General features: G+C 75.1%; 23 protein-coding genes. 9 read left to right on the top strand and 14 right to left on the bottom strand.

Annotated features, from left to right (window positions below):
• Positions 1-9: 9 nt before the first annotated feature.
• From ACQP2H_RS17155 to ACQP2H_RS17130, 6 genes are read left to right on the top strand one after another with little or no spacing between them, the layout of a single operon-like run.
• Positions 10-987, top strand: coding sequence for a carbohydrate ABC transporter permease (locus ACQP2H_RS17155; protein ID WP_433228029.1), 978 nt, complete (start codon positions 10-12; stop codon positions 985-987).
• Entirely contained in the window at positions 987-1,868 is an 882-nt protein-coding gene (locus ACQP2H_RS17150) for a carbohydrate ABC transporter permease (RefSeq protein WP_255597601.1), read from the top strand. Before ACQP2H_RS17155 ends, ACQP2H_RS17150 begins: the two co-directional genes overlap by 1 nt.
• Positions 1,865-2,497, top strand: a complete 633-nt coding sequence (locus tag ACQP2H_RS17145) for a hypothetical protein (RefSeq protein WP_255597600.1) — start codon at positions 1,865-1,867, stop codon at positions 2,495-2,497. Before ACQP2H_RS17150 ends, ACQP2H_RS17145 begins: the two co-directional genes overlap by 4 nt.
• Positions 2,494-3,456 (top strand): PmoA family protein, encoded by a 963-nt coding sequence (locus tag ACQP2H_RS17140; RefSeq protein ID WP_357536792.1) that lies wholly within the window; start codon positions 2,494-2,496, stop codon positions 3,454-3,456. The genes ACQP2H_RS17145 and ACQP2H_RS17140 overlap by 4 nt, the downstream gene beginning before the upstream one ends.
• Positions 3,453-4,544: a sugar kinase gene (locus ACQP2H_RS17135; protein ID WP_357536790.1), complete on the top strand. Its 1,092-nt coding sequence runs from the start codon at positions 3,453-3,455 to the stop codon at positions 4,542-4,544. The genes ACQP2H_RS17140 and ACQP2H_RS17135 overlap by 4 nt, the downstream gene beginning before the upstream one ends.
• Positions 4,541-5,149, top strand: a complete 609-nt coding sequence (locus tag ACQP2H_RS17130) for a bifunctional 4-hydroxy-2-oxoglutarate aldolase/2-dehydro-3-deoxy-phosphogluconate aldolase (RefSeq protein WP_208566550.1) — start codon at positions 4,541-4,543, stop codon at positions 5,147-5,149. Before ACQP2H_RS17135 ends, ACQP2H_RS17130 begins: the two co-directional genes overlap by 4 nt.
• 55 nt (positions 5,150-5,204) lie before the next feature.
• On the opposite strand, the gene ACQP2H_RS17125 is transcribed toward ACQP2H_RS17130, so the two are convergent.
• Positions 5,205-6,221 (bottom strand): LacI family DNA-binding transcriptional regulator, encoded by a 1,017-nt coding sequence (locus ACQP2H_RS17125; protein WP_208566815.1) that lies wholly within the window; start codon positions 6,219-6,221, stop codon positions 5,205-5,207.
• 155 nt (positions 6,222-6,376) lie between these two features.
• Between ACQP2H_RS17125 and ACQP2H_RS17120 the strand changes: the two genes are divergently transcribed.
• The 3 genes from ACQP2H_RS17120 to ACQP2H_RS17110 are packed head-to-tail and all read left to right on the top strand — an operon-like array spanning position 6,377 to position 9,527.
• Positions 6,377-7,528, top strand: a complete 1,152-nt coding sequence (locus ACQP2H_RS17120; RefSeq protein WP_208566549.1) for a Gfo/Idh/MocA family protein — start codon at positions 6,377-6,379, stop codon at positions 7,526-7,528.
• Positions 7,525-8,676, top strand: coding sequence for a dihydrodipicolinate synthase family protein (locus ACQP2H_RS17115; RefSeq protein ID WP_363821437.1), 1,152 nt, complete (start codon positions 7,525-7,527; stop codon positions 8,674-8,676). Before ACQP2H_RS17120 ends, ACQP2H_RS17115 begins: the two co-directional genes overlap by 4 nt.
• 53 nt (positions 8,677-8,729) lie before the next feature.
• Positions 8,730-9,527, top strand: a complete 798-nt coding sequence (locus ACQP2H_RS17110; protein ID WP_433233572.1) for a sugar phosphate isomerase/epimerase family protein — start codon at positions 8,730-8,732, stop codon at positions 9,525-9,527.
• 390 nt (positions 9,528-9,917) lie between these two features.
• On the opposite strand, the gene ACQP2H_RS17105 is transcribed toward ACQP2H_RS17110, so the two are convergent.
• The 13 genes from ACQP2H_RS17105 to ACQP2H_RS17045 all read right to left on the bottom strand — a co-directional run bounded on the left by ACQP2H_RS17105 (position 9,918) and on the right by ACQP2H_RS17045 (position 23,560).
• Positions 9,918-10,667, bottom strand: a complete 750-nt coding sequence (locus ACQP2H_RS17105; protein ID WP_219462490.1) for a hypothetical protein — start codon at positions 10,665-10,667, stop codon at positions 9,918-9,920.
• A 124-nt stretch (positions 10,668-10,791) separates the two neighbouring features.
• Complete coding sequence (locus ACQP2H_RS17100) at positions 10,792-11,247, bottom strand: hypothetical protein (RefSeq protein WP_219462488.1); 456 nt, start codon at positions 11,245-11,247, stop codon at positions 10,792-10,794.
• Positions 11,244-12,173 carry a hypothetical protein gene (locus ACQP2H_RS17095; RefSeq protein WP_433228024.1) on the bottom strand — a complete coding sequence of 310 codons (930 nt, stop codon included), beginning with the start codon at positions 12,171-12,173 and terminating at the stop codon, positions 11,244-11,246. The genes ACQP2H_RS17100 and ACQP2H_RS17095 overlap by 4 nt, the downstream gene beginning before the upstream one ends.
• The gene (locus ACQP2H_RS17090) at positions 12,170-12,859 is read right to left on the bottom strand and encodes a phage tail protein (protein WP_433228022.1); all 690 of its coding nucleotides are present in this window, start codon (positions 12,857-12,859) and stop codon (positions 12,170-12,172) included. Before ACQP2H_RS17090 ends, ACQP2H_RS17095 begins: the two co-directional genes overlap by 4 nt.
• Positions 12,840-15,449 carry a putative baseplate assembly protein gene (locus ACQP2H_RS17085; protein ID WP_433228020.1) on the bottom strand — a complete coding sequence of 870 codons (2,610 nt, stop codon included), beginning with the start codon at positions 15,447-15,449 and terminating at the stop codon, positions 12,840-12,842. Before ACQP2H_RS17085 ends, ACQP2H_RS17090 begins: the two co-directional genes overlap by 20 nt.
• Positions 15,446-15,952: a GPW/gp25 family protein gene (locus tag ACQP2H_RS17080; protein WP_363821425.1), complete on the bottom strand. Its 507-nt coding sequence runs from the start codon at positions 15,950-15,952 to the stop codon at positions 15,446-15,448. Before ACQP2H_RS17080 ends, ACQP2H_RS17085 begins: the two co-directional genes overlap by 4 nt.
• Positions 15,949-16,287, bottom strand: coding sequence for a hypothetical protein (locus ACQP2H_RS17075; RefSeq protein WP_208566543.1), 339 nt, complete (start codon positions 16,285-16,287; stop codon positions 15,949-15,951). Before ACQP2H_RS17075 ends, ACQP2H_RS17080 begins: the two co-directional genes overlap by 4 nt.
• Entirely contained in the window at positions 16,287-17,873 is a 1,587-nt protein-coding gene (locus ACQP2H_RS17070; protein WP_433228017.1) for a phage baseplate assembly protein V, read from the bottom strand. The genes ACQP2H_RS17075 and ACQP2H_RS17070 overlap by 1 nt, the downstream gene beginning before the upstream one ends.
• Complete coding sequence (locus ACQP2H_RS17065) at positions 17,870-18,727, bottom strand: hypothetical protein (RefSeq protein ID WP_433233570.1); 858 nt, start codon at positions 18,725-18,727, stop codon at positions 17,870-17,872. The genes ACQP2H_RS17070 and ACQP2H_RS17065 overlap by 4 nt, the downstream gene beginning before the upstream one ends.
• Positions 18,728-20,469: 1,742 nt before the next feature.
• Positions 20,470-20,952, bottom strand: coding sequence for a phage tail protein (locus tag ACQP2H_RS17060; RefSeq protein ID WP_208566540.1), 483 nt, complete (start codon positions 20,950-20,952; stop codon positions 20,470-20,472).
• 1 nt (position 20,953) lies between these two features.
• Positions 20,954-22,234 (bottom strand): phage tail sheath family protein, encoded by a 1,281-nt coding sequence (locus tag ACQP2H_RS17055; RefSeq protein ID WP_357536777.1) that lies wholly within the window; start codon positions 22,232-22,234, stop codon positions 20,954-20,956.
• A gap of 28 nt (positions 22,235-22,262) precedes the next feature.
• Entirely contained in the window at positions 22,263-22,955 is a 693-nt protein-coding gene (locus ACQP2H_RS17050) for a carboxypeptidase-like regulatory domain-containing protein (RefSeq protein WP_357536775.1), read from the bottom strand.
• The gene (locus ACQP2H_RS17045; protein ID WP_219462473.1) at positions 22,952-23,560 is read right to left on the bottom strand and encodes a glycine zipper family protein; all 609 of its coding nucleotides are present in this window, start codon (positions 23,558-23,560) and stop codon (positions 22,952-22,954) included. The genes ACQP2H_RS17050 and ACQP2H_RS17045 overlap by 4 nt, the downstream gene beginning before the upstream one ends.
• Between the last annotated feature and the right edge of the window lie 11 nt (positions 23,561-23,571).

Here is a 23,571-nt window from a genome sequence, read left to right as displayed (position 1 = left end):
GCCGGCCCCGTGGCCCTCACCACGGCCCCCGGCCGGACCGGACGCACCGGTTCCGCCCGCCCCCGCGCCAACCGGCGTCGGGGTGGGCGGAACCGGCACGCCGAAGGACTGGCGGGTTACGTATTCCTCTCGCCCTGGCTCATCGGACTGATGGGCGTCACGGCGATCCCCATGCTGCTCTCGCTCTGGCTGAGCTTCACCAACTACGACATCCTCACCCCGCTGTCCGAGGTGCAGTGGGTGGGGCTTGCCAACTACGAGCGGATGTTCACCGCCGACCCGTCGTACTGGCACGCGGTCCGGGTCACGTTGACCTTCGCCCTGGTGGCCGTACCGTTGAAGCTGGCCGCAGCGCTCGGGGTGGCGCTGCTGCTCAACAAGGCCTGGCGGGGGGTGGGCCTGTTCCGGGCGCTGTTCTACCTGCCGTCCCTGCTCGGTGGCAGCGTCGCGCTGGCCATCGTCTGGGTCAACATGTTCAACCGGGACGGCGCGTTCAACTCGTTTCTCGCGCTGTTCGGCATCGAAGGACTGCCCTGGGTCAGCGACCCGGACTGGGCGCTGCAAACCCTGATGGTGCTGGCGATCTGGCAGTTCGGGGCCCCGATGGTGATCTTCCTGGCCGGGTTGAAGCAGGTGCCCACCGAGCTGTACGAGGCCGCCTCCGTCGACGGCGCCAGCCGGTGGTCGCAGTTCTGGCACGTCACCCTGCCGATGCTCTCCCCGGTCATCTTCTTCAACCTGGTGCTGGAGACCATCAACGGGTTCCAGGGTTTCACCGCCGCCTTCGTGCTCAGCAACGGCACCGGCGGCCCGGTCGACTCCACCCTGATGTACACCCTGAAGCTCTACATCGCAGGCTTCACCGACCTGGAGATGGGCTACGCCTCCGCGATGGCCTGGGTGTTCCTGATCGCGATCGGCCTGATCACCGTGGTCTTCTTCAGCACCGGGCGGTTCTGGGTGCACTACTCCGACGGGGAGAAGTGATGGTGGCGGTGACCTCGACGGCGCGGCGGCCCGGCCGTCGCCGGCAGGGCGGCCGGCAGGCCGTACGCCTGCTGATCCTGATCGTGATCGTGGCGGTGGTGCTCTATCCGCTGCTGTGGATGGTGGGCACCTCGGTCAAGTCGCAGGAAGAGATCGTCAACAACATCGGTCTGCTGCCCGAGCGGTTCACCCCGGGCAACTACACCGCCGGCTGGGGCAACTTCGACCTCAGCTTCGGCACGTTCTTCCTCAACAGCGCCATGGTCAGCCTGTTGACCGTGGTCGGCAACGCGGCCTCCTGCCTGCTCGCCGCGTACGCCCTGGCCCGGTTGCGGTTCCGGCTGCGGGGGGTCTGGTTCGCCGTCATGATCGGCACCCTGCTGCTGCCCGGCCACGTGCTGATCGTGCCGCAGTACATCCTGTTCCGCAGCCTGGGCCTGGTCGGCGGGGAGTGGCCCTACCTGCCGCTGCTCATCCCGCAGTTCCTGGCCACCGAGGCGTTCTTCGTGTTCCTCATGGTGCAGTTCATGCGGGGCATCCCGCGCGAACTCGACGAGGCCGCCAAGATCGACGGTGCCAGCCCGTACGGCATCTTCCGGCACGTCATCCTGCCGCTGAGCCGCCCGGCGCTGGTCACCACCGCGATCTTCTCGTTCATCTGGACCTGGAACGACTTCTTCCGGCAACTGGTCTTCCTGTCCAGCCTGGACGACTACACCGTCCCGGTGGCGCTGACCCTGTTCATCGACTCCACCAGCCAGAGCGCGGTCGGCCCGATGTTCGCCATGTCGGTGCTGTCGCTGCTGCCGGTCTTCCTGTTCTTCCTGGCCTTCCAACGGATGCTGGTCGAGGGCATCAACACCAGCGGGTTGAAGGGATGACCGCCGTACCGGTGACGGAGCCGGCCGAGGCGCCCCTGCGCCGGGACTGGCGCGACACCCTGCGCGACGCCACCGACCTGGCGCTGCTCGGGTTCGCCGTGACGCTGGCCGCGCTGCCGGTGCTCACCCTCGCACCGGCCCTGGCCACCGCCAGCGCCGCCGTACACGACCGGCTGACCCTCGGCGGCTGGCCGGACCTGCGCACCACGCTGTCCCGGTTCGGCCGGGCCCTGCCCGCCGGCCTGGTGGCCAGCGCCGTCGGGGTGGCCGTCGCCGTCGCGCTCGGCGTCGACCTGGTGGCGCTGGCCACCGGCCGGGTGCCCGGTGGCGGCGTCGCGCTGGCCGGCACCGCCGTGGTCACCGCCGCGCTGGCCGGGTACGCCGGGCTGACCGTGGTGGCGATCGGTCGTACCGGCGGCCGGGGCTTTCGGGCCGCGGCCCGAGTCGCCGCCCGGACCGGCCTGGCCCGGCCGGGGACCTGGGCGGCGGCCGGCGGGGTCTGCGCGGTGGCCGCTCTGTTGGGGATACTGGTCACCCCGGTGGCGGTGCCGATCCTGGCCGGCTACGCGTTGGCCGCCCTGCACGCCGTCGCCGCCCGCCGGTCCACCACCCGGACGGAGGCACCGTGACCGGTCACCCCCACCCCACCCCGGCCCAGCTCGGCCCGGAACCGGCCCGCCCCGGCGCGGACCCGACCGGATCCGCCCGGCCGCAGGTCCGGTTCGACCCGGACGGCCCGGGCGACGACGAGCCCCGGTTGCACGTCGGTGACGTCGAGGTGGCCCGGTACGTGGTGCGCCCCGACCTGGACCCGAAGCACGGGCCCCGGCCCTACCTGCACCCGGTGCGGACGCTGGCCGGCACCCCGGTCACCGACGCCCTGCCCGCCGACCACGTCTGGCACCTCGGGGCGTCGCTGGCGGTGCAGGACGTCGCCGGCACCAACCTGTGGGGTGGCCGGACGTACGTCCGGGACACCGGTTACACCTGGCGCGACGACCACGGGGTGATTGCCCACACGCGGTGGCGCGAACGCACCCCGGACCGGTTGGCGCACGTGTTGCAGTGGCGTGACCGCGACGGCGGGGTGCTGCTCACCGAGCACCGCCGGCTCGCCGCGACCCCGGTGGCCCCCGACGCCTGGGCCCTCGACGTCGACTACACCCTCACCGCCCCCACCGATCGGGACGTCCATCTGGGCAGCCCGGCCACCAACGGGCGACCCGACGGGGCCGGCTACGGCGGGTTCTTCTGGCGGGCCGTCGCCGACGGGGAGCCGGTCACGTTCACCGCCGACGCCGACGGGGAGCAGGCGGCCAACGGCAGCGCCGCCCGCTGGGTCGCGCTGACCGGCGTCGCGCCGGACGGTGGGGCGTACACCCTGGTCTTCACCGGCCTCGGGTTGGGCGACAGGTGGTTCGTGCGGACCGCGATGTACCCGGGGGTCTGCGTCGCCTTCGCCTTCGACCGGCCGGCCGTGGTGCCCGCCGGTGGCCGCCGCGCCGGCCGGCACCGGGTGCTGGTCGCCGACGGGGTACGCGACCGGGCCGGCGTGGTCGCCCTGCTCGCCGCCGCGGAGCCGGTGTGACCGCCGACCGGCCGGCCACGGGAGTGTCCGCCGACCGGCCGGCCACGGGACTGTCCGCCGACCGGTCGGCTGAGCAGGCGTCGGTCGGGCCGGAGGTGGTCACCGTCGGCGAGTCGATGGTGGTGCTCAGCCCCGATCCGACGGGTCCGCTGGACCGGGCCGACCGGTTGGGCGTCTCCGTCGGCGGTGCCGAGTCCAACGTGGCCTCCGCGCTCGCCGGGCTCGGCCACCGGACGGCGTGGGTGAGCCGGGTCGGCGACGACCCGTTCGGTCGGCGGGTGCTGCGGCACGTCGCCGCCACCGGCGTGGACACCCGCCTGGTCACCGTCGACCCGACCGCCCCGACCGGCGTCTACCTCAAGGACCCGATGCCCGGCGGCACCGCCGTGCACTACTACCGGTCCGGCTCGGCGGCGTCCCACCTCGACCCGCAGGTGCTGGACGACCCGGCGCTGGCCGGGACCCGGCTGCTGCACCTGTCCGGGATCACCGCGGCCCTCTCGCCGTCCTGTGCGGCCCTGGTGCGCCGGGCGCTCACCGACCGGCCACTGCCCGCCGCCCGGGTCACCTTCGATGTCAACCACCGGGCCCGGCTGTGGTCGGCGGAGACCGCCGCGCCGGTGCTACGCGGGCTCGCCGACGCCGCCGACGTGGTCCTCGTCGGACTCGACGAGGCCCGCGCCCTGTGGGGCGTCACCGCTCCGGACGCCGTACGCGACCTGCTGCCCGGTCCGGAACTGGTGGTGGTCAAGGACGCCGACGTCGGTGTCACCGCGCTGCCCCGCGGCGGACCGGACGTCTTCGTCCCCGCGCTGCGGGTGCCGGTGCACGAGCCGGTCGGGGCCGGCGACGCGTTCGCCGCCGGCTGCCTGTCGGGGCTGCTGCGCGGCCTCGACCTGGAGCACTGCCTGCGGCTCGGGCACCTCTGCGCGGCCCCCGCCCTGACCGTGGCCGGGGACACCGCCCCGCCACCGCGCCGGGCGCTGGCCGACCGGCTCCTGGCCCTGCCGGCGGGGGACTGGGCGAGCCTGGACCTGGTCGACGCCGGACTGCTCCCCACCCCCGCCACCGGAAGGAACGGTCGATGACCGCGCACGACTTCGCACCCCTGTTCGGCACCGCGCGGGTGATGGTGATCCTGCGGGACCTGCCGCCGGCGGAGACCGTCCGGCTCGCCCAACGGGCCTGGAACCTCGGCATCGACGTGGTCGAGGTGCCGATCCGCACCCCCGACGCCACGCTGTCCCTGCGGGCGGCGGTGGAGGCCGGCAAGGACCGGGGCCGGCGGGTCGGCGCCGGCACGGTGCGCACCCCCGCCCAGGTCCGGCAGGCCGCCAGCGCCGGGGCGGCGTTCACCGTCGCCCCCGGGCTGGACCTGGCGGTGGCCGACGCGGCGGTCAGCTACGGCATCCCGCACCTGCCCGGGGTGGCCACCCCCACCGAGGCGCAGCTCGCGCTCGACCACGGGCTGATCTGGCTCAAGGCGTTCCCGGCGGTCAGCCTCGGCCCACAGTGGTTCAAGGCGGTCGCCGGCCCGCTGCCGGAGCTGCGGTTCGTGGCGACCGGTGGGATCGACGCCGGTAACGCCGCCGACTTCCTCGCCGCCGGGGTGCGGGTGGTGGCGGTGGGTTCGGCGCTGTCCGACCCTCGGCAGATCGACCGGCTCGCCGAGCTGGCGACGACCCCGGCCTGAGCCGGTGCCGACCCCGCCCACCCACCCGCCGTGGTGCCTGCCCGGTGCGGGCGGATCAGTCCGGGGCGGGGCCGAGGCTGTCCCGGACGACCAGGGTGGCCGGCAGCACCTCGACCCGGGGCCGGTCCGCCGCCGGGCCCAGGGCCAGGGTCATCGCCCGCGCGCCCAGCTCCACCAGCGGCAGCCGGACGGTGGTCAGCGCCGGGGTGACGTCGGCGGCGACCGGCATGTCGTCGAAGCCCACCACCGAGACCTGCCCGGGCACCGCGACGTTGCGGGCGCGCAGCAGGGTCAGCGCACCGACGGCCATCGAGTCGTTCAACGCCACCAGGGCGGTCAACCCGGGGACGGCGTCGAGCAGTTCACCGGCGGCGCGGGCGCCACCGTCGCGGTCGAAGTCGGCGTAGCGGATGCGCTCGGCGGGCAGCGGGTGGCCGCCCTCGGCGAGCGCGGCCCGCAGCCCGTCGAGCCGGTCGGTGATCGTGGTCAGCACCTGCGGGCCGGCGACCACCCCGATCCGGGTGTGCCCCCGGCGCAGCAGTTCCGTGCCGAGCAGCCGGCCGCCGTCGGTGTTGGCCGGCATCACCGCGTCGCCCGGGTGTTCGTGCCGGCCCACCACCGCCACCCGGCCACCGGTCGTCTCGTAGGCGGCCAGCTTCTCGGCGAGCCGGGCGGTGAAGGTGGCGTCGTGGTAGCCGGAACCGGCCAGCACGATCGCGGCGACCTGCTGGGCGCGCAGCATCTCCACGTACTCCAGCTCGCGTTCCGGGTCGCGGTAGCTGTTGCAGATGATGACCAGCCGGCCGTGGTCGGTGGCGACCCGTTGCAGCCCCCGGGTCAGCTCGGCGAAGTACGGGTCGGATACGTCGTGCACCACCACGCCGACCACGCTGCGCTGCGGGCGGGCCAGCAGCTGGGCGTGCGCGTTCGGCACGTAGCGCAGGTCGGCGACGGCCCGCAGCACCCGTTCGCGCAGGTTGTCGGCGACGGGCTTGCTGCTGCCGTTGATCACCCGGGAGGCGGTGGCGGGGGAGACCCCGGCGCGACGGGCGACATCGGCCAGCGTCGCCATGGGCACCCCCGAAAGTGTCCGGACCCGATCCGGGCCGCGCGGTAGCGGACAGGTTACCGCAACGGTCGGGGCGGGCCCTTGCCCGTGGTCGGGCCGCCACCTAGGCTGCTAGGAAAGCGCTTACCTATGTACCGTGCACAGGGGAAGGACGACCCATGACCCGAAGGTCGATCGGCATCATCGTCAACGGCGTCACCGGTCGGATGGGCTACCGCCAGCACCTCGTCCGTTCCCTGCTCGCGATCCGTGAGCAGGGTGGACTGCCGCTGGGCGACGGCACCCGGATCTGGCCCGAGCCGATCCTGGTCGGCCGGGACGAGACCCGCCTGCAGGCGGTCGCGCAACGGCACGGCCTCACCGACTGGACCACCGACCTCGCCGCCGCCCTCGCCCGCGACGACGCGGAGATCTACTTCGACGCCCAGGTGACCCAGCAACGGGAGAAGGCGATCCGACAGGCCATCGAGGCCGGCAAGCACATCTACACCGAGAAGCCCCTCGCCGAGTCCAGCGCCGCCGCGCTCGAACTGGTCCGGGCCGCCGACGCCGCGGGCATCCGCACCGGCGTCGTGCAGGACAAACTCTTCCTCCCCGGGCTGCGCAAGCTCCGCCGGCTGATCGACGGCGGTTTCTTCGGCCGCATCCTGTCCATCCGCGGCGAGTTCGGCTACTGGGTGTTCGAGGGTGACTGGCAACCCGCCCAGCGGCCCTCGTGGAACTACCGCACCGAGGACGGCGGCGGCATCGTGATGGACATGTTCCCGCACTGGCAGTACGTGCTGGAGGAGCTGTTCGCCCCGGTCCGCGCGGTCACCTGCCTCGCCGCCACCCACATCCCCGAGCGCGTCGACGAGGCCGGCCGCCCCTACCCCGCCACCGCCGACGACGCGGCCTACGGGATCTTCGAACTCGACGGCGGGATCGTCGCCGCGCTCAACTCGTCCTGGGCCACCCGGGTGCACCGCGACGAACTGGTCGAGTTCCACGTCGACGGCACCGAGGGCAGCGCCGTCGCCGGGCTGCGCCGCTGCCGGGTCCAGCACCGGGCGGTCACCCCCAAACCGGTGTGGAACCCCGACCTGCCCGCCACCGAGGACTTCCGCGCCCAGTGGACCGAGGTGCCCGACAACGAGGAGTTCGACAACGGGTTCAAGGTGCAGTGGGAGGCGTTCCTGCGGCACGTCGTCACCGGATCCCCGTTCGCCTGGGACTTCCTGGCCGGGGCGCGCGGGGTGCAACTGGCCGAGCTGGGGCTGCGCTCCGCGCGGGAGGGCCGCCGCGTCGAGGTGCCGGAGCTGTCCCGGTGACCGCCACCGTCCGGCTGCCCGACGGCGGCACCCACCGGCTGCGCGGGGGCACGGGCCACGCCCGGCCCACCGGCCCGTCCACCAGCCGGGTGGCGTACGCCGCGGCGCACGTCGTCGCCGACCCGCGCGCGGAGAACGTGCCGGGCGCCCCGGCCGCCGTCGACTGGGACCGCACCCTCGCCTTCCGGCACCACCTCTGGTCGTACGGGCTGGGAGTGGCCGAGGCGATGGACACCGCACAGCGCGGCGCGGGCCTGGACCACCCGGCCACCCGGGAGCTGATCCGGCGCAGCGCCGCCGAGGCCCGCGCGGTCGGCGGCCGGATCGTCGCCGGGGTCGCCACCGACCAGCTCCCACCCGGCCCGGCCACGGTGCCCCAGGTGATCCGGGCGTACGCCGAGCAACTCGCCGACGTCACCGCCGCCGACGCCCGCCCGGTGCTGATGTGCAGCCGTCACCTGGCCGCCGCCGCCACCGGCCCCGACGACTACCTACGGGTGTACGACGAGCTGCTCACCGCCGCCGACCAACCGGTGGTGCTGCACTGGCTGGGCGACATGTTCGACCCGGCGCTGGCCGGCTACTGGGGCTCGACCGACCTCGACGAGGCCACCGAGACGGTGCTGCACCTGATCAAGCAACACCAGGGGAAGGTCGACGGGATCAAGGTGTCCCTGCTCGACGCCGACCGGGAGGTCGCACTGCGCCGTCGCCTGCCCGCCGGGATACGCCTCTACACCGGCGACGACTTCCACTACCCGGAGCTGATCCGGGGCGACGCGCAGGGTCACTCCGACGCGCTGCTCGGCGTCTTCGCCGCCATCGCGCCGGCCGCCGCCGCCGCGCTCGCCGCCCTCGACGCCGGTGACCTGGGCCGGTACGACGCGGTGTTCGCCCCGACCCTGCCGCTGGCCCGGCACCTGTTCGCCGCGCCGACCTGGTTCTACAAGACCGGCATCGTGTTCCTCGCCTGGCTGGCCGGGCACCAGGAGCACTTCACCATGCTGGCCGGGCAGCAGTCCGGCCGGTCCCCGGCGCACCTGGCCCGGCTGCTCGTCCTCGCCGACGACGCCGGCCTGCTGCCCGACGCGGAGCTGGCCGCCGCGCGGGCGCGGGCGTACTTCACCGTGGCCGGGGTGACCCAGTGACCGGGGCGGCGGCCGGTGGTGGTGCGGTGCCTGGCGGTGGCGTGGCGACCGGGTTGGAACGGTTCTCGTTCAACCAGGCCACCGCCCAGCACTGGCCGCTGGCCGCGGCGGTCGCCGGCTGCGCGGCGGCCGGGGTGCCCGGCATCGGCCTGTGGCGCGAACCCGTCCAGGAATTCGGCGTCGAGCGGGCGGCCCGGCTGGTCCGGGACGCCGGGCTGACCGTCACCTCGCTGTGCCGGGGCGGGTTCTTCACCGCCCCGGACTGGTGGGACGAGAACCGGCGGGCCATCGAGGAGGCGGCCACCCTCGGCAGCCGGGAACTGGTGCTGGTCTCCGGTGGGCTGCCGCCCGGCAGCCGGGACGTCGACGGGGCCCGCCGGCAGGTCGCCGACGCCGTCGCCGCCCTGGCCGACGAGGCGGCGGCGGCCGGGGTACGGCTGGCCATCGAACCGCTGCACCCGATGTTCAGCGCCGACCGGTGTGTGATCGCCACCCTCGGCCAGGCGCTCGACATCGCCGAACGGTTCGACCCGGCGGTGGTCGGGGTGGTGGTCGACACCTACCACGTGTGGTGGGACGACACGGTGTACGCGCAGATCGCCCGGGCCGGCGACCGGATCGCCGCGTTCCAGGCGGCGGACTGGGTCACCCCGCTGCCGGAGGGCGTACTGCTCGGTCGGGCGCTGCCCGGGGAAGGCTGTGTGGAGCTGCGCCGGCTGCGTGCGGCGGTCGACGCCGCCGGGTACACCGGGCCGGTCGAGGTCGAGGTGTTCCAGGCGGCGCTCTGGTCCCGGCCCGGCCCGGAGATCCTCGCCGCGACCATCGACGCCTACCGGGCCCACGTGTCCTGACCCGATCGGAGCCGGGCCTGGTGGGCACGTCCGCCCTGCCACGGTGGCGGACGATGCTGGCCGCCGGGTCCGCCGGCCGGCCGGTCGGTCGTGGTCGGTCGGGGTCGCCTGGGACGTGCAGGTGCCTGGGCTTCGGCCGGGCGGAATCGGCTTCACGCAGAGTAGTGGAAGGCAGGTGGTTTCCCTCAGGGAGCGGTATGCCTCTGCGGCATGAATATGACGGACAGGCATACCGGTCCGTGCCTTGCCATGCCCCGCCGCCGGCTCACCACGATGGGCGGCTTTCCCACTGACCCGCAGCGCGCCGACCGATCCCCGCCGGACCGGCGATGGCCGACCGATCCCCGCCGGACCGGCGATGGCCGACCGATCCCCTGCCGACCGGTCGGGTCATCGGACGGTGGCGGTGACGCGGACGGCCTTGACGATGGCGGGGATGGAGCCGATCAACAGCACCAGGCCCCAGACGATGGCCACGACCGCGAAGACCAGGGCCCCGACGTCGTCGAGAATGCTGACCAGGATCACCGGCACCAGCCGGTGCAGGAACTCCAGCACGACCGTGCACACCAGGGTGGTCAGCACCAGCAGGACCAAACCCTTGTTCTGGAGGAACCGGGGCTGGGCGAGCAGCAGCAGCCCACCCCAGACCAGTTTCAACAGCAGCACCAGACCGAGCAGCAGGCTGGCCTCGCCGACCGGGAAGAACCCCCACAGCGCCAGGTAGGCCAGGGTGCCGAAGGGCACGGCCAGGAAGAGCGACACCATCACCGTCAACTCGACGAAGGCGATCACCAGCAGCACCAGCGAGGCCAGGAGCAGCAGGATCGAGAAGACCAGGGTGGCCACCCCCTGCACCCGGCCCTGCACCCGGTCGGAGAGCACCAGGCTGAGGCAGAACAGCCCGGTCGTCCACAACGCCACCATGTCGATCAGCGCCAGGTAGCCGGTGCCCCGCCCGGAGGGCTCACTGATCCCGCCCACGTCGCCGACATCCACGCCCAGGTCCCGGGCGCTGGTCAGCAGCGCCCCACCCGCCTCGCCGCCGCCGGTGAGCAGCGACGACCCCAGTTCCAATCCCACCACCAGCGCCACCGCCAGCAGCGCCAACAGCAGGAACGGCTTGCGCAACTCGCCCACACCCGGCCTCCCTCCGCTCCGACACCGCCCCGGTCCAGTCCTGGCCGGTCCGGCCTACCCCGGTGGGCTGTCCCGGTCCGGTCCATCTCGTTGCGGCCCATTCCGGGCCCGGACGGGTGCCGGGTCACGAGGTGGCGATGGTGACCGTGCACGAGGCACCTCCCGGGCAGCCCAGGTCGACCTCGGTGGCCCGGTCGACGGCGATCTTCGCGACGGCCCCGCCTCCGTCGGTGGGCGTGACGTCGTCGCGTACGGTCAGGTCGGCGTCGCCGGGCGCGGGGGCGGCGACCGTGAAGGCCGCCGCGCTGCGCAGGACCAGGGTGCGCAGCGCGCCCGGGTCGGCCACCCGCAGCACGCACCCACCGACGAAGGTCAGCACGTCGCCCGTACGGTCACAGTCGGCCCGGACCGTCGCCGGGTCGAGTGCGCTGCCGCCCCCGCCGAGCCGGCCCAGCCAGCCCAGTGCACCGGCGTCGGCCGGGTCGCCCCGGTCGGCGCGGCCCACCCCGACCGCGGTGACGAAGGCGGCCACCAGCAGCACCGCCACCGTCACCAGCAGCAGCTTCTGCCGACCGGTCACGGCGTGCCCGCCCCGGGCAGCTCGGTGAACCGGATCAGGTCCACCCCGGCGAAGTACCGTTCGGTGCCCTGCGTCCTGCCGACGGCGATCAGGGTGAGGGTGTGCGGGCCCCGGCCCAGCCGGACCGTGCCGACGTCCTCGACGGCCCGCAGCGCCGGCAGCTTCGAGAAGCCGAGGAAGGTGCCGCCCAACTGCACGCCGTCGAGCTGCCAGATGGTGTTGGCATAGTCGGCGGAGGTGGTCCGGGAAGCGGCGAACGACCAGGTGGCATCGGTCGGCAGGGTGACGGTGAGACTCACCCGGTCACCCACCGCCAACCCCTGGAAGAACAGCTGCCCGCCACCGGACCAGGCGATCCCGCAACAGTCGGGCTGGGTGACCACCTTCACCGCGGCCCCCGCCGGTGACTCCGTCTTCGCCCCGGGGAGCAGGGCCTCGGCCTCCACCGCGACCACCTGCGTTGCGGTCGGTGCCGGCGCGTCGTCCGGGCGGGTCAGCAGGTAACCGACCACCGCGCCGACCAGCACCACCAGCGCCACCGCCGCCGCGATCCACGGCCACGGTGTCCGCTTCGGCGGGGCGACCGCCCTGACCTCGTACGTCACCCGGCCGCTGGAGCGGGAACTCTCCTCCGGCGCGGTGTTCGCCGAGTACGCGAAGCCGGTCATGTCGTACCGCCGGGGTGCGGTGCCGGCCGGCACCATCAGGCGGACCAGGAACGACACCGAGTTCTGCCCCGGCACCACCCGTTGCGGCTCGGCCACCGTGAACCAGGTCCGCTGACTGCCGTCGCCCGGTGCGACGTCGAAGACCACGGTGTCCGGCGCGACTCCCGGGTTGGAGACGGTGAAGGTCAGCTCGCCCCGGTTGGCCGGGTCGAGGGTGAACTGTCCGGCGGCGGCGACTACGGCCCATTCGGTGGTCATGACGGCTCCTCAGACGACGGTCCGGGCGGGGGAACGGAACCCGGGGCGGGGACAGTGGCGCGACCGACCGCCGGCCCGTACGGCACCGGCCCGCCGCCGACGCCGGACGCACCACCGGACGGACCAGGCCCGGACACGCCACCGGACGGACCGGGCCCGATCTCGGCGTCGGCAGGCGGATCGTCGGCGAGGACGACCTCGGCGGTCACCGCCGCCGGCTTCTCCGCCTCGACGATCCGGGTGACCACGGTCAGCAGTCCGGCTGCCTCCGGCGGCACCCGGACCACCAGGTGGAACGGCCGGTCGACCGGTTCGTCGAGGACGAAACCGGTGACCCCGGTGGCCAGCTCCAACGCGGTCCGCATCCCGTACGGGGTGCCCCGCCAGCGGGCCAGCAGCGCACCGTGCGCGACCAGGTCCCGCAGCCGCCCGACGGGCACCGCCGGTGGGGCGTCCGGCCGGGGTGGACCGAGCACGTGGTCCATCGCCACCCAGCGGGTCAGGTAACCGGCGAACCCGTCCGGCGTGCGGTACGGGGCGAACAGCGCGTCCACCTCGGCGAGCAGCGCCTCGTCCGGGGCGTGCAGCGCCTCCATCACGTCCAGCAGGGCGCCCAGCACACTGCCCGGTCCGGCGGCCCGCTGGTAGGCCGCCGGCAGCAGCCGCTCAATCGCCGCCCGGCGCATCGTGGCCCACCACCTCGATGTCGTGCTCGCCGGAGCAGAGCAGCCAGGTGTCGGGGACGGTCACCACGTCGGCGGTGGCCTGGTTGGCGCTGGCCGTCCAGTCGACGGCGTCGGTGCTGCGGTGCACCCCGCGTTCGCCACCGGCGAGGATCAGCCGCCCGGTGCCGCCCGGCCCGGCGGCGGTGCCGGCGATCGCGTCCACCGGCACGAACCGGGTCCGGTCCCGCAGCGGCAGGCCGCAGTTGACCGTCACCGGTTGCCACTGCGCCTGCGCGGCCAGGGTGTCCAGCCGGACCACCCCGCCGCTCTGCGTGGCGGCGACCGCCAGGGTGCCGACGAAGGCGAGGTCCCGGCAGGTGCCGCCGACCCAACCGGCCTGCACCTGCTGCCACTTCACGTCGGATTCGAACAGCCGGGTGCGGTGGCAGCCCTGGCCCGGCTTCTTCGGGTCGGGTTCGCCCGCGCCGGCCCACAACAGGGTGGCCGGGCCGTCGTACTGCACGGCGAGGACGCGGTTGTCCACGTTGGCCAGCCCGACGTGGGTGAAGCTGCCGGGGCGACCACCGGCGGTGGACAGGTAGACCCCGAAGCTGGCCTGTGCGGCGACCGCCACGCCCGGCGCACCCCGCTCGGAGACGAAGGACCGGACGGCGTAGAAGCCCCGGTCGGCGTCGGCCGCGTCGACCAGGATCTGCAACGGCACCGCCCCGGGCAGCAGCGAGACCTCGTACAGGCCGGTGTCGGTGGCCAGCAGGAGCGCGCCCGCGCCGTCCCGGTCGATCCAGGCCAGGTCGGTGATCCGCGAGTCCAGACCGGTCAGCGGGGACCAGGTCTCGCCGAGGTCGGTGCTCAGGTGCACCCGGGACCCACCCGCCGCCCGGGTGGTGACCACCGCCACTGCGCCGGGGCGGGCCACCACGCCGGGACGTACCGGGGCCGGGGCGGGGCCGACCCGCACGACCGTCTCGTCGTCGTCGAACCGGCCGGCCGGCTCCCAGCCGACCCCGGCGTTGGACGAGCGGAACAGCACCGGTCCCCGGCCGGCGTACCAGGTGCGGGCCTGGTACTGGTCGACGGCGAGGGCACGGACCTGCGCGTCGGGGGCCTCGTCCACCACGAACCGGACCGACTCGACGTAGCGCACCCCCGGCTCGGCGTGCTCCAGCATCCGGTACACGTTGGAGGCGCGCAGCGGTTCGCCGAACGCCCAACCGGTCGGATTGAGCCCGGTGGGCAGTGGGCTGAGCGTCTGGTGCAGCCGGTCGTGGATACGCCGGCGGACCGCCTCCGCGTCCTCCTCGCGGCGGACCACCACCCGGGCCCGGATCGACACCGCCTTGTAGCGGGCCCAGCCGGCCCGGCAGCTGGTGCCCAACGCCCGCCGCCGGTCCAGGTCCGCCTCCACCCGGCGGCGGGACTCCTCCACCTCGTGCGCGCGCAGCACCGACACCGGCAGCCGGCCGCCCGGACGGGCCTCGTCCGGCACGTACGGCACCAGCACCACCTCGACCTCGCCGGGGCGGGCGAAGCTGTACACCGCCGACCGGGTGAACGCCCGGGCCCGGGACACCCCGCCGGAACCGGCGGCGAGGATCTCGAAGTCCCGGGCGGTGACCGCGCGTTGCTGGGCGAAGAACTCGTACGGGCCCCGGACCAGCGCCGAGTCGAGCGTCTCCAGGTCCCGCCCGCCGCTGGCCGGCCCGGGGTTCTCCGCGCGTACCCCGGGCAGGGGGTCCCGCAGGTTGGTCAGGGTGCCGGCGGCGACGTTGCCGGCCCGGCCACCGCCGGCCCGGTACCAGAGTCGGATCCGGGCGCCGGCCGGCGGCACCGCCGCGACCGTCACCGGCCCGCCGGCCGGCCCGTCACCGGCCGGGCGCAGGTCCAGCGCCGGGGCGAAGGTGACCACCCCGGAGCAGCGGTCCACCAGGTAGACCCGGGCCTGCGGGCCGACCCCGGCGAAGCTGTCCACCGGCCGCCACAGCTCGTACGGGGTGCCCTCGTGCTCCCGGGCCGCCGCACCCAACTCCACCGCGCCGGCCGCCACCTCCACCCCGAGCAGCAGGTCCCACGCCTCGGCGGTGCGCGCCAACGGCGCCCGGGCGGCCCGCAGCACCTGCCCCGGCTGGCCGGTGCCGACGCCGAGCAGTTCCGCGTCGACGATGTCGCAGTGGTGGGTGCGCACGGTCACCTCGGCGGCCCCCTCGGGCAGCAGCGCCGGCTCGGTGGTGACGAAGACGACCGGTTTCGGGTCCGCGCCCCGGGCCGCCGCGATCCGGGTGCCCGCCGGGATCCGCACCGCCGCCCGGTCGCCGCCGGTACGCACGAGACGCACGTCGGCCCAGGCCGCCGTGGGCGCGTGCCGGGTCACCCCGAGCAGGTTGAGGAACTGCACGTACGCCTTGTCCGGCAACTGGTTCAGCCGGAAGATCATCACTTCGGTGAGGTGCGCGAACGCCTCCACCAGCGCGATGCCCGGATCGTGCGCGGACAGGTCGGTCCAGCCGGGGCAGGACTGCCGGATCCGCTCCCGGGCCTCGGTGACCAGATCGAGGAAGGTGCGGTCGTCGAGGTGCGGCACGGGCAGCGTCATGACGGGTCCCCCTCGGCGGCAGGGCGGTCGGTGCCGGACGCCGGACGCCGGGCGGCCCGGTCCCCGGCGGCGGTCGGGCCACCGGCCGGGTCGGTGTCGTCGGGGAGCAGGTCGACGGAGAGGATCAGCTGGCCGGGGGAGAGGCTGGCCCGGACCCGGTAGTCCAGTCGGATCACCAGCCGCCACGGGTCGTCCGGGTCGGGGCCGGCGTCCACGTCGATCATCTCGACCCGGGGTTCCCACCGGCGGATCGCCTGCCGGACGTAGTGGATGGCCAGTCCCGCGGTGGTGTCGTCGTTGGGGGCGAAGACCAACCGGTGCAGCCGTGAGCCGTACCCGGGGCGCATCAGCCGCTCGCCCGGCGTGGTGGACAGCAGCAGGTACAACGCCTGGCGTACCGTCTCGTCGCCCTCGGTCACGGCGAGCCCGCCGGTCGCGGTCGTCGCCAGACCACCGGTGCGGCCGGCGTCGAAGCCGGCCCCGACGAACCGCAACGCCCTCACCGGTCGGCCTCCACCAGACGCTGCCGGGGGTCGTGGACCGTGTGGTGGACCAGGCCCGGCGGGGTGCCGTCGGTGAAGCCGTCCAGGTGCGACAGCACGATCCGGTGCCCGTCGACCCGCAGCCAGTCGCTGTAGCCGACCCGCACCGCGAGGGTCTTCGCGCAGGGTTTGACCGTCGGCCCGTAGTTGGGGCAGGCCACGATGTCGCGCCCCTCGGGGTCGGCGTCGACCAGCACCGGGACCCCGGCGACGGTCAGCCAGTGCTGTGACGCCCGGTTGGTGACCCGGCCGTCGTGGTCGCAGGCGACCAGCGAGTTCAGGTGGATCCAACGCATCAGCCACCTCCGGAGTGGGCGCGGGCCAGCGCGCCGGCCTGTTGCCGGGCGGTCGCCGCGTCCTCGGTCGTGTCGGCGTGCAGGAAGTCGACGCTGCGGGCCCGTACCACCATCGCCCGGCCCGGCGCGGAGAGCACCAGGTCGGTCGCGGCGTGCAGGGTGGTCAGCTCGGGGGCCAGCTCCAGGAAGCTGCCGGCGTCGGTGGCCAGCCGCACCGTCCGCGCGGCGTCGTCGACCACGATGGTCTGACCGCTGCCGGTCCGCACCGACCAGCGGCCCGCGCGCCCGTCGGCGACCCCCGTGTCGTACGGCGCGACGATGCCGAACAGCGAGCCCAGCACCACCCCGGAGACCGGGTCGCCGCCGGGCAACGCCAGCAGCACGGTGTCGTCCGGGTCGGGCAGCGCCACGATGCCCTTGTCCCGTCCGGCCCCCGGACAGAGCACCGCCAGCCAGCCCGCGTCCAGGTCGCCGTAGCCGGGCAGCCGCACCCGTACCCGGCCGCGCTGGTCCGGGTCGTCGACGGAGGTGACGACACCGAGGGTGACCACCGCCCCGCCGGCCGGGACGCGCGTCGGGGAGGGCGGCGGGGCGGTGGAGAACCAGGTGCGGTGGCCGGTGCCGTCGATGGTGTGCACCACCTCGGTGAGCACGTACGCCCCGGCCAGTTCCTCGGCCACCCCGGTCAGCGTGATCCGCCGACCGGGTCGCAACGCCGGGTCCCCCTCGGCCACCCCCTCGGCGGTGACCAGTGCGGCGACCCGGGCGTCCAGTCCGGCCTGGGCGAGTGCGGCCAACTCGTCGTCACTGCGACCGGGCTGGTCCACCAGGGTCCGTACGCCGTCCGCGCCGACCACCGCCGGGTCGGGCCGCAGCGGCACCCGTCGACCGGTCCGCGCGGTGTCGACCTGCTGACCGAGCGGCTCGGCCCGCTGCGGGTGCCAGCCCAGGGCGGCGCTGCCGCCGGCGGCCCGGTCCAGGTTGGTGGCCAACCGCACCGAGTGCAGCGACCGGCCCAGCGCCAACGGCAGCGGCTCACCGTGCCCGTCCAGGGTGACCAGGCGGACCCGGTCGCCGTCGGCGGCCAGGTGCAGGCCGGCCCGGCCGGCCACCTCCAACAGCAGCTCCAGGTCGCTGTGCCGGTGTTGGAGCAGCCGCTCCAGGCGCGGCCCGTCGGCGTCGGCGTCGACGTCGAGCCCGACCTCGGCACACAGCTCACGGGCCAGGTCGGCGGCGGTGACCGCCTCGAAGACCCGCAGCTGCTGCCGCTTGCGCAGCCGGTGCAGCAGGTCGTAGCCGCGCAACCGGAACAGGGCGGTGCCGTCGGCGGCGTACTCCACCTCGACGCAGGTGACCTCGCCGGTGAACAGCCGTTCCCCGGCGAGCCGGACGTCGAGGGTGGCGCCGGTCGGCACCGCCGGGCCGGGACCGGGACCCCGCGCGGCCGGGCCGGGGTCGGCCGCGTACACCACCTCGCACTGGGTGGGCTGGTCGAGCCGGGCGGCCACCCGTACCGACCGGATGCGGTGGGCCGCTGTCCCGTCCAGCGGCCCCCCGTCGAGGAGGATCGACGGCCGGGCGCTCACCGGACACCTCCGTCGATGCCGGCCGGACCCGGGCCGGCGAACAGGTCCCCGCCGCGCCACGGTCCCGTGCCGGCCAGCAGGCCCCCGTCGGTCAGCAGGCCCAGGGCGGCCACCGCGCCGGTGCCGGTGGTGGGGTCGGTGCCGGTCGGCGGGGGTACGGCGAGGGCGGTGCCGGCCGGCACGGTGAACGGGTCGGTGATCCGGTTGTGTTCGGCGAGTAGCCGCCAGCGCAGCGGCGAGCCGAGCGCGTCGTGGGCGAGCAGGTCGAAGCGGACACCGGAGTAGCCGGGCGCGGCCGAGCCGTCCCCGGTGGCCACCACCGCCTGACCCACCCCGACAGCGGGGGTCGACGCGGCGGCCAGCTCCTCGGCGAAGCCCTGCTGCGCCTCGTCGGCCGACTCGGCCACCCGCAGCAGCTTCAACCGCAGCCAGGAGCGGCGCGGTGAGCCGGTGCGGGTGAACACGTCGAACCGTTCGGCGACGGCCACCACCACCCCGGGCACGTTCCACGTCTTGCCCCAGACCAGCCGGACCAGCGGTGGACGCTGCCAGCCGTGCGCCACGGCGGAGTTCTCGGCCAGCATCCACAGCGGCCGGGTCAGTATCCGGACGTCCTCGGGCGGGGTCGGTCCCTCCACCAGGTCGGTGTCGAAGAGCAGGTCCAGCACGAGTTCGGTGCGCCCGCCGCCGGTGAAGACCAGCGGGTCGTCGGCCAGCCCGACGCCGGTGAGCTGCCCGTCTGCGCTGCCCCGGGGGCGTACCCCGGCGACCCGGGTGACCTGCACGGTCTGCGGGTTGAGCAGGCAGTCGATCCGGACCCCGGACTCGTCGACCAGGAACGCCACCCGTTCCATCACCACCCCCGCTGTTCGGCGTCGAGCCGGCCGTACCGGACGTCGTCGAGCCCGGCCACCAGCGGCGTACGCCATCCGCCGTCGTCGGGCAGCGCCGGCCACGGACCGGCCACCGCCCCCGCCGGTACGCCCGCCCACGCCGTCCCGCCGCTGCGACAGGTGTCCCGCGCACCGGTCGCCGGGACCGTGCCGGCCGGGACGGTGGGCTCGTCGGGCAGGGCCGGCCACGGGTCGCCGGCCGGGGTCGGCTCGCCGGTCGGCCAGCGGCTCCCGTCGTCCGGCCGGAGATCGTCGGTGTACCGGGGCGGACGGCCGCTGCCGGTGTCCCGCCCCGGCGGTGGCGTCCCGCCGAGCCGCCACCCGTCATCCGCGCGGGCACGCCACCCGCCGCGCCCACCGGCCCGCCATCTGTCGTCCGCGCCGGGGGTGTGGGGTCGGTCGGTCCCCGTCCGGACGTCCGGCCCGGCGGGGCGCCGCCGGGGTGGGTCGTCGGGTCGGGGGCGATCCGCAGCACCGGGGGTGTCGCGCCCGGTCGCCGGGTCGCCGCAGCGGCGGCGCGGCCGTCCGCCGGCCCGGCCGGGTGGGGACCGGCGGCGTCACCGCCGACGGGGCCGGTACTTGCGCCGGGCCCGTCGATCCGCGCGCCGGGTCCGGTCGCCGGGGAACCGGCCGGGCCGCCGGGCGTCCGCCGGCCCGGGCCGGTGTCCGTCGGGCCGCCCGGGTCCACCATCCATGGTGGTCGGCCACCTGACGGCCCGGGGCGGCCCGGCGGCACCGGCCCGGCGGCACCCGTCTCCGGCGCGGCGGCGGCACCCGCCCCCGGTGCTCCGCCGGGGCCGCCCCACCGGGTCCCGTCGGCCCGGTTGGGGACCGTTTCGCGGGTTCCGCCGGGGCCCGGCTGCGGTGGGCCGTCGGGCGGCGGTGCGAAGCCCGGACCCGCCGGGACGACCGGCGGGCCGCTGCGGCCGGCCGCCCGGCCGGCCCCGGTCCAGGGCGCTGCCCGGCCCCGGCCGGACCGGTCGGTCCTGACCCGCCGGGTCTGGCCGACCGGTGGGGCCAGCCGGACCCGGCCGCCCGGCGCAGTCGGGACCAGAGCGAACCCGCGCGGCCGGAGCGGGCCGTCGCCGTCGGTTCACGGCGGTCCGGAGCCGTCGGGTACGACCGTGGCGTCGGCTGCGCGGTCCGCCACCCCGGCCGGCCGGTGGCCGGCTGGTCGACCCCCGTCCGGGCGGGGGCGGTCGGGCCGGCTGCGACCGGTGGGGCGTCGGGCCCGGTGGTTCCGTAGGGGTCGGTGGTTCCGTAGCGGTCGTCGGGCCCGGTGGTTCCGGTCGGCGCGGGTGGCCGGTCGACCGGCGGGGAGCCGGGCCGGGAGGGTGCGCAGGGTGCCCGGCGGCTGCCGGGGCGGACCGCCCGGGTACCCCCGGGAGGGCTGCCTGCCCGGGACCGGCGGTCGGCGGCGGACCCGGCGGGAGGTCGTCGCCCGGCCCGACCAGGTCGTGCAGCAGGCCGGGGCGTGCGCGGCGACCACCCGCAGCCAGTGCTCCGGCGGCTGCCCCGGCCGCCGCAGTGGGGACGCTGCCGGATCGACCGGTTCGGACCGCCGTGCGGGCGGGGCGAGCACCGGACCGGCGAACGGCGTGGCCGGTGCCGCGAAGTGTCCGGCTGGGTCCGGGACCGGCGCGGTCGGGCCGGCGGCCGGGTCCACCGCGTCGGCGGCGGCCCGCAGCCGGGCGGCCAGCCAGTTACGCGGTCGTGGGCGCGGTGGCACCGCCGGCCTCCAGTTCCAGCCCCTCGTACGCGAGGGTCAGCGCCACGATGGCGATCTCCTGGGACAGGGTGTGCAGGTGTGCGCCGCGCCACCGCATCGGCCACGCGTTGATCAGGTTCCAGCGCAGCACCTCGGCGGTGCCGGCGGCGTCCAGCAGCACCACCGACACGTTGCGGCGGCTCACCGTCCCGGTCGCCGCGCTGTGCACCCAGTCCCACAGCTCGCGGGACGGGGTCAGTCCGAAGTGCAGGGTCACCGGCGCATAGTCGACCTGCCCCGGTACCGACCGGATCCGGTCGTTGCCGGCCTCCCGGTAGGCCAGCCGGCCGATGGTCAGCTCCAGACCGCTGACCTCGGTGAAGTGCCCGTTGGTGACGCCGTTGATGAGCAGTTTGAAGTTGTACGCCCGGTACGGGTCGACCGGGGCGCCCGGCTGTGGCGTGGCCGTGGTCGGCATGTCAGCCTCCGATCGTCTCGGTCTCGGTGCCGCCGGCCCACTGGCTCAGCTTGAACACCACGAACTCCGCCGGTTTGACCACCGCGATGCCGATGTGCGCGACCACCATCCCGGCGTCGCGGACGTCGACCGGGTTGGTCTCCTCGTCGCACTTGACGAAGAACGCCTCCTCCGGGGTACGCCCCAGCAGCGCCCCGTCACGCCACACCCGGGTCAGGAACGCGCCGATGTCGCGGCGGATGGACCGCCACAGCGAGTAGTCGTTGGGCTCGAACACCATCCACCGGGTGCCGTTGGCGATGGCCTGCTCGATGGAGATCGACAGCCGGCGGACGTTGAGGTAACGCCACTCGCTGGCCTCGGCGGCCAGGGTCCGGGCCCCCCACACCCGGATGCCCTCCCCGGCGAAGTACCTGATGACGTTGACCCCCTTGGGGTTGAGCACGTCGTGTTCCGAGCGGGTGACCAGGTACTCCAGGTCGACGGCGCCGCGTACCGGCTCGTTGGCGGGGGCCTTGTGGACGCCGCGCAACCCGTCGGTGCGGGCCCAGATGCCCGCCATGTGCCCGCTCGGCGGGGTGAGCACCAGCTCGCCGGTGAGCGGGTCACGCACCCGCAGCCAGGGGAAGTAGAACGCGCCGTAGTCGGACTGCCGGGCCCGGTGGGCGGTTCCGGCCGGCCCGTCGCCCGACGTCGCCGCGTCACCACTCCTGCCGTCGCCGGGCTTGCCGTCATCAGATTTGCCGTCGGCGGGTTTGCCGTCGGCGGGTTTGCCGGTGGTGGGGCGAGGGCCGGGGGTGGCCACCCGGGTCAGCGTCGAGATGTCCTCGATGCCGGGCGGCGGGTCGCAGATCGCCACCATGGTGCGCAGCCGCTCGGCCATGCTCAGCAGCGCGTCGTGCGACACCGGGTCGTGGAAGCCGGGCGCGGCGAGGATGGCCACCTCGTCGATCGCCTCCACCAGTTGCAGCCCGGTGCGACGCTGTCCGGTGCCGGTGAGCTGGCCGCCCGCGCCGACGTTGACCACCCAGCAGCGGCTGCCGCCGTTGTCGAGGAAGCCGAAGACCGCGCGGGCCAGCGGGGTGCTCTCCAGGTCGTCGCCGTCGGCGTACAGGCGCAGGAACTCCGACCAGCTGTTGACCGCCAGCGCCCGGTCGACGTGGGCGGTGCGGTTCGGCGCGACCCCGACGAACGCGGCGGTGGCCATGCCGACCGGCCCGATCGGCCGGGCGCCGCTGGGTACCTCCTCGACATAGATGCCGGGGGAGAAGTATTGGGGCATCGGTCCTCCTGTACGCGGGCGGTCCGGGTCAGCGGGCCGGGGGTTCGCAGACGATGACGAGGTCCGCGTCGGCCGGGTCGACCTCGGCGGTGAGGGTGCGGCCCCGGCCGACCAGGCGCAGCCGGACCGGTCGTCCGGGGTGCTCCGGGTCGTGCGGGACCCCGGCGATCCGGAACCGGCCGCCCGCGTCGGTGTGGGTGGCGTACGGGGTGCCGACCAGTTCCACCCGCAGCGCCGCCAACGGCTGCTGCTGCGGGCCGACCACCCGGCCGGCCAGGTCCCGCAGGGCCAGCCGGTGCAACCGCAGCGGGTGCAGCACCGGTGGTGCGACCGGCGACGCGGGTGTCACCTGGGCCGGCACGTCGACCAGCAGCGCCGGGCGGGGGGTGACGCCCAGGGTCACCCACAGCGCCGGGTCGCCGGCCTCCAGGACCAGTTCCGGTTCGCCCGCCTCGGCGGCGGCGGTCAGGACCCGGTCCAACCCGGCCAGCGCAGTCGGACCGGCGGCGCTGACCAGGTAGCGGATCGTGAACCGGTACGGTTCCCGGGTGCCGGTGCCCCGGGTCTGCCGGGCCGGCCGCAGGGCGAGCGGCCACAGGGTCAACCCGGCACCCCCGTCGGTGGGCGGGCCGACCGGGACGTCCTCGCCGGCCACCCCGGCCAGCCAGGCCGCCAGCGCGGCGGTGGCCGCCTCGACCGGTCCCCGCCCGTCGCCGGTCATCGCGGCGGCGTCCCCTGGATGCGGTACGCGATGGCCTCGTTCCACACGTGCGGGTAGACGCCGATCTCGAAGTACCGGGTGAACCGGTTGATCGGGGCGTTGGTGTGGTCGTGCCAGAGCAGCCACACCGGGGCGACGGTGAACAGGACGTAGTTTCCGACGACCAGCGGCAGGTAGAGCGGCCCGAGCAGCCGGGCCTGGAAGATGTGCACGTCCTCGTGGCGTTGGATGCCGGGGCCGGACCCGGCGCAGACGGTGCCGATGGTGGTGGCGTAGCGCGGGGACACCCCCTCGACCAGGTTGACCCGGCAGCTGTGCTGCGAGGTGGGCCGGTCCAGCGAGTGGCCGAAGACCAGGTGCAGGGCGAGGTAGAGCGCCCCGACGGCGGTGTTCGGCAGGCTCCAGGTGTGGTCGACGACGAAGAGCAGCACGCCCCGGGCGTCCGGGCCGTACACCCGGGCGGCGGCGACCGACCAGCCGAACGGGACGCCGACGAGCAGGCCGACGACCGCCCCGACGAGCAGGCCGACCGGTCCGCCGGTGAGGACCCCGAGCGTCGCCCCGCACAGGACGTGGACGGCGGCGCTGACGATTCCGAAGATCATGACGCGCCTCC

The organism is Micromonospora sp. CA-248260 (assembly GCF_050942205.1).
GTDB lineage: Bacteria > Actinomycetota > Actinomycetes > Mycobacteriales > Micromonosporaceae > Micromonospora > Micromonospora antibiotica.
This window is presented reverse-complemented; position numbering and strand designations above follow the sequence as displayed.

What these genes read in the sequence shown, in the direction of transcription:
- ACQP2H_RS17050 (WP_357536775.1), bottom strand. Translation starts at nt 22,955, where the DNA reads ATGACCGGCGACGGGCGGGGACCGGTCGAGGCGGCCACCGCCGCGCTG.
- ACQP2H_RS17065 (WP_433233570.1), bottom strand. Translation starts at nt 18,727, where the DNA reads ATGGAACGGGTGGCGTTCCTGGTCGACGAGTCCGGGGTCCGGATCGAC.
- ACQP2H_RS17055 (WP_357536777.1), bottom strand. Translation starts at nt 22,234, where the DNA reads ATGCCCCAATACTTCTCCCCCGGCATCTATGTCGAGGAGGTACCCAGC.
- ACQP2H_RS17085 (WP_433228020.1), bottom strand. Translation starts at nt 15,449, where the DNA reads ATGACGCTGCCCGTGCCGCACCTCGACGACCGCACCTTCCTCGATCTG.
- ACQP2H_RS17045 (WP_219462473.1), bottom strand. Translation starts at nt 23,560, where the DNA reads ATGATCTTCGGAATCGTCAGCGCCGCCGTCCACGTCCTGTGCGGGGCG.
- ACQP2H_RS17150 (WP_255597601.1), top strand. Translation starts at nt 987, where the DNA reads ATGGTGGCGGTGACCTCGACGGCGCGGCGGCCCGGCCGTCGCCGGCAG.
- ACQP2H_RS17075 (WP_208566543.1), bottom strand. Translation starts at nt 16,287, where the DNA reads ATGCGTTGGATCCACCTGAACTCGCTGGTCGCCTGCGACCACGACGGC.
- ACQP2H_RS17130 (WP_208566550.1), top strand. Translation starts at nt 4,541, where the DNA reads ATGACCGCGCACGACTTCGCACCCCTGTTCGGCACCGCGCGGGTGATG.
- ACQP2H_RS17095 (WP_433228024.1), bottom strand. Translation starts at nt 12,173, where the DNA reads ATGACCACCGAATGGGCCGTAGTCGCCGCCGCCGGACAGTTCACCCTC.
- ACQP2H_RS17120 (WP_208566549.1), top strand. Translation starts at nt 6,377, where the DNA reads ATGACCCGAAGGTCGATCGGCATCATCGTCAACGGCGTCACCGGTCGG.
- ACQP2H_RS17090 (WP_433228022.1), bottom strand. Translation starts at nt 12,859, where the DNA reads ATGCGCCGGGCGGCGATTGAGCGGCTGCTGCCGGCGGCCTACCAGCGG.
- ACQP2H_RS17060 (WP_208566540.1), bottom strand. Translation starts at nt 20,952, where the DNA reads ATGCCGACCACGGCCACGCCACAGCCGGGCGCCCCGGTCGACCCGTAC.
- ACQP2H_RS17125 (WP_208566815.1), bottom strand. Translation starts at nt 6,221, where the DNA reads ATGGCGACGCTGGCCGATGTCGCCCGTCGCGCCGGGGTCTCCCCCGCC.
- ACQP2H_RS17145 (WP_255597600.1), top strand. Translation starts at nt 1,865, where the DNA reads ATGACCGCCGTACCGGTGACGGAGCCGGCCGAGGCGCCCCTGCGCCGG.